The sequence below is a fragment of the Shigella sp. FC1661 genome, from assembly GCF_001712525.1.
In the GTDB taxonomy this organism is placed as follows: domain Bacteria; phylum Pseudomonadota; class Gammaproteobacteria; order Enterobacterales; family Enterobacteriaceae; genus Escherichia; species Escherichia coli.
In genome coordinates, this window is record NZ_MDGW01000181.1 from 1 (window position 1) to 4,349 (window position 4,349).

6 protein-coding genes and 1 pseudogene are annotated in these 4,349 nt (G+C 47.4%); 5 read left to right on the forward strand and 2 right to left on the reverse strand.

The genetic code is table 11. The annotated features are described in order from the left end of the window. The coding region (locus BFF42_RS11650; RefSeq protein ID WP_000663719.1) for an IS1 family transposase at positions 1-179 on the forward strand (179 nt) is incomplete at its 5' end. Between the two features lie 73 nt (positions 180-252). Continuing rightward, complete coding sequence (gene pdeR / locus BFF42_RS11655) at positions 253-2,238, forward strand: cyclic di-GMP phosphodiesterase (protein ID WP_000859960.1); 1,986 nt, start codon at positions 253-255, stop codon at positions 2,236-2,238. Here the strand turns inward: pdeR and ymiD are convergent. Continuing rightward, positions 2,220-2,348, reverse strand: a complete 129-nt coding sequence (ymiD, locus tag BFF42_RS27255; protein ID WP_213054958.1) for a protein YmiD — start codon at positions 2,346-2,348, stop codon at positions 2,220-2,222. The two genes, pdeR and ymiD, sit on opposite strands and share 19 nt — an antisense overlap. Before the next feature lie 36 nt (positions 2,349-2,384). On the opposite strand from ymiD, the gene BFF42_RS11660 reads away from it, so the two are divergent. The 3 genes from BFF42_RS11660 (at position 2,385) to osmB (ending at position 3,884) form a co-directional block, all read left to right on the forward strand. Further along, positions 2,385-2,558: a YciZ family protein gene (locus BFF42_RS11660; RefSeq protein WP_001288368.1), complete on the forward strand. Its 174-nt coding sequence runs from the start codon at positions 2,385-2,387 to the stop codon at positions 2,556-2,558. Positions 2,559-2,647: 89 nt separating this feature from the next. Beyond that, entirely contained in the window at positions 2,648-3,397 is a 750-nt protein-coding gene (gene yciT, locus BFF42_RS11665; protein WP_001088626.1) for a DNA-binding transcriptional regulator YciT, read from the forward strand. A gap of 268 nt (positions 3,398-3,665) precedes the next feature. After that, on the forward strand, positions 3,666-3,884 hold the full coding sequence (gene osmB, locus BFF42_RS11670) for an osmotically-inducible lipoprotein OsmB (protein WP_000498253.1): 219 nt from the start codon (positions 3,666-3,668) through the stop codon (positions 3,882-3,884). A gap of 92 nt (positions 3,885-3,976) precedes the next feature. Here osmB and BFF42_RS11675 read toward each other — a convergent pair. Continuing rightward, positions 3,977-4,349: pseudogene (locus tag BFF42_RS11675) on the reverse strand (IS1-like element IS1X2 family transposase); the annotation flags it as partial.

A 4,349-nucleotide genomic window follows, 5' to 3' on the forward strand; every position in this document is an offset into this window, starting at 1 on the left:
GCCTGAAGGGAAAGCTGCACGTTATCAGCAAGCGTTACACTCAGCGCATTGAGCGACATAATCTGAATCTGAGACAACATCTGGCAAGGCTGGGACGGAAGTCACTGTCGTTCTCAAAATCGGTGGAGCTGCATGACAAGGTCATCGGGCATTATCTGAACATAAAACACTATCAGTAAGTTGGAGTCATTACCGTCATGTTGTTCCTTTTATTTAACCGCGGACTCCGCTGTTAACCGGAGGATATGCATCATGAAAACCGTTAGGGAGTCCACAACGTTGTACAACTTTCTCGGATCGCACAATCCATACTGGCGGTTGACGGAAAGCAGCGATGTTTTGCGCTTTTCTACCACCGAAACCACAGAACCTGATCGTACTTTGCAGTTATCTGCCGAACAGGCTGCTCGCATCAGGGAAATGACGGTCATCACCTCCAGCCTGATGATGAGTCTGACCGTCGATGAGAGCGATCTTTCTGTGCATCTGGTAGGACGAAAAATCAATAACCGGGAATGGGCTGGCAACGCGTCTGCATGGCATGACACACCGGCAGTTGCTCGTGATTTATCACACGGGCTTTCCTTTGCTGAGCAGGTAGTTTCTGAAGCACATTCCGCAATAGTGATTCTCGACAGCCGGGGGAATATCCAACGCTTCAATCGGTTATGTGAAGATTACACTGGGTTGAAAGAACACGACGTCATTGGCCAAAGCGTGTTTAAACTGTTTATGAGCCGTCGTGAAGCTGCGGCATCCAGGCGCAATAACCGTGTATTTTTTCGAAGCGGCAATGCATATAAAGTCGAACTGTGGATACCAACATGTAAAGGCCAGCGGCTGTTTCTGTTTCGCAATAAATTTGTCCACAGCGGCAGTGGCAAAAACGAGATTTTTTTAATCTGTTCCGGCACCGACATTACCGAAGAGCGCCGCGCTCAGGAGCGACTGCGTATTCTGGCAAATACCGACAGTATCACCGGACTGCCGAATCGTAACGCAATGCAGGATTTAATCGATCACGCTATTAATCATGCAGATAACAATAAAGTTGGGGTTGTGTATCTTGATTTGGATAATTTCAAAAAGGTCAACGACGCCTATGGGCATTTGTTTGGTGACCAGTTATTACGCGACGTGTCATTGGCTATTTTAAGCTGTCTCGAACATGACCAGGTGTTGGCGCGTCCAGGTGGGGATGAGTTTCTGGTACTGGCATCCAACACCTCACAAAGCGCGCTGGAAGCAATGGCATCACGAATTTTGACCCGCTTACGGCTCCCCTTTCGCATTGGTTTAATTGAAGTTTATACCAGCTGTTCAGTAGGTATTGCACTCTCTCCCGAACATGGTTCAGACAGCACGGCTATTATTCGTCACGCCGACACAGCAATGTACACAGCGAAGGAAGGCGGACGAGGACAATTTTGCGTTTTTACCCCAGAAATGAATCAACGGGTATTTGAATATCTCTGGCTGGATACCAACTTGCGTAAAGCACTGGAAAACGATCAGTTGGTTATTCACTATCAACCGAAAATCACCTGGCGTGGCGAAGTGCGCAGTCTGGAAGCACTAGTACGTTGGCAGTCACCTGAACGTGGGTTGATTCCACCGTTGGACTTCATTTCCTACGCCGAAGAGTCAGGGCTAATTGTGCCTTTAGGCCGTTGGGTGATTCTCGATGTCGTACGCCAGGTGGCAAAGTGGCGGGATAAAGGCATAAACCTGCGAGTGGCGGTAAATATTTCTGCACGTCAGCTCGCCGATCAAACCATTTTCACCGCCCTGAAACAGGTTCTCCAGGAACTCAATTTTGAATACTGCCCTATAGATGTTGAACTGACAGAGAGTTGTCTGATTGAGAATGATGAACTGGCACTGTCTGTTATTCAACAATTTAGCCAACTAGGTGCGCAAGTGCATCTGGATGATTTTGGTCCCGGCTACTCTTCACTTTCGCAACTGGCGCGCTTTCCGATCGATGCCATCAAACTTGACCAGGTTTTTGTTCGAGATATTCACAAACAACCTGTCTCGCAGTCACTGGTCCGGGCGATCGTCGCTGTGGCCCAGGCATTGAATCTTCAGGTGATCGCCGAAGGTGTAGAGAGTGCAAAGGAAGATGCTTTTTTAACCAAGAACGGGATCAATGAGCGGCAAGGATTTTTGTTTGCCAAACCGATGCCCGCCGTCGCCTTCGAACGCTGGTATAAACGCTATCTGAAGCGCGCATAAGTAGATGAATATATATACTTAGCGCTATATCCCGTCATTATATATCGTATTCCTAGATGATAATTAGCCGTTGCTGTTAAACACTTCTCTTTTAGCGGCAATTTTTGCATTATTCATTTTCCACTTTTGCTATAAGGATGTCCTTGATGTCTGAATTTGATGCCCAGCGCGTTGCCGAACGTATTGATATTGTGTTAGATATCCTTGTGGCAGGCGATTACCACTCTGCGATCCATAATCTCGAGATACTTAAAGCAGAACTCTTGCGCCAGGTTGCTGAATCTACGCCAGACATCCCGAAGGCACCGTGGGAGATTTAACAATCGTGCCTTCAGGTTTTCCTATTTGAGGATGCCCGGCGCGTCAGTATTTTTTTATTTAGTATTATAACGTTATAAGAATTACAGCGATGAATTCCCGACAACAAACTATTCTACAGATGGTCATTGACCAGGGTCAGGTTAGCGTAACCGATCTGGCAAAAGCCACTGGAGTTTCTGAAGTTACCATTCGCCAGGATCTCAACACCCTCGAAAAACTGAGTTACCTCCGCCGTGCACATGGCTTTGCAGTTTCGCTTGATAGTGATGACGTCGAAACCCGTATGATGAGCAACTATACGCTGAAGCGTGAACTCGCCGAGTTTGCCGCGTCACTGGTTCAACCGGGCGAAACCATCTTTATCGAAAATGGCAGCAGCAATGCCCTGCTCGCCCGGACTCTGGGGGAGCAGAAGAAAAATGTCACTATCATCACGGTCAGCAGCTACATCGCGCATTTGCTGAAAGACGCGCCTTGTGAAGTCATTTTGCTCGGTGGCGTGTACCAGAAAAAAAGCGAAAGTATGGTTGGCCCGTTGACACGCCAGTGCATCCAGCAGGTGCATTTCAGCAAAGCATTTATTGGTATTGATGGCTGGCAACCTGAAACTGGATTCACCGGTCGCGATATGATGCGTACCGATGTGGTCAATGCCGTGCTGGAAAAAGAGTGCGAAGTGATAGTCCTGACTGACAGCTCGAAATTTGGTGCTGTACATTCATACTCCATCGGTCCCGTTGAGCGATTCAATCGCGTGATTACCGATTCGAAAATACGCGCCAGCGATCTGATGCATCTTGAGCACAGTAAACTCACCGTTCACGTCGTTGACATTTAACCATTTCCCTTCTCTACGGATGATTTGCAGTTTGGCAAATCATCCGCTCTAAGATGATTCCTGGTTGATAATTAAGACTATTTACCTGTTATTAACACGCTTAAGATATAAAATTATTATCAGCGATATAACAGGAAGTCATTATCACCTGCGTGATATAACCCTGCGCGCGAGCAGATTTCACGGAATAATTTCACCAGGCTTATTCTTAGCTATTATAGTTATAGAGAGCTTACTTCCGTGAATCATAAATTCAGGAGAGAGTATTATGTTTGTAACGAGCAAAAAAATGACCGCGGCTGTTCTGGCAATTACTTTGGCAATGTCTCTGAGTGCCTGTTCTAACTGGTCTAAACGGGACCGCAACACCGCAATCGGCGCGGGTGCAGGGGCATTAGGCGGTGCAGTACTGACCGATGGCAGTACGTTGGGTACATTAGGTGGTGCAGCTGTCGGTGGTGTTATTGGTCACCAGGTCGGTAAATAATCGTAAATAAATGTCGATTATCGACTCGCAATTATAATACGCTTGATTTTGTTCAGTACGAAATAACTGAATAATACGGTAATGACTCCAACTTACTGATAGTGTTTTATGTTCAGATAATGCCCGATGACCTTGTCATGCAGCTCCACCGATTTTGAGAACGACAGTGACTTCCGTCCCAGCCTTGCCAGATGTTGTCTCAGATTCAGATTATGTCGCTCAATGCGCTGAGTGTAACGCTTGCTGATAACGTGCAGCTTTCCCTTCAGGCGTGATTCATACAGCGGCCAGCCATCCGTCATCCATACCACGACCTCAAAGGCCGACAGCAGGCTCAGAAGACGCTCCAGTGTGGCCAGAGTGCGTTCACCGAAGACGTGCGCCACAACCCTCCTCCGTATCCTGTCATACGCGTAAAACAGCCAGCGCTGACGTGATTTAGCACCGACGTAGCCCCACTGTTCG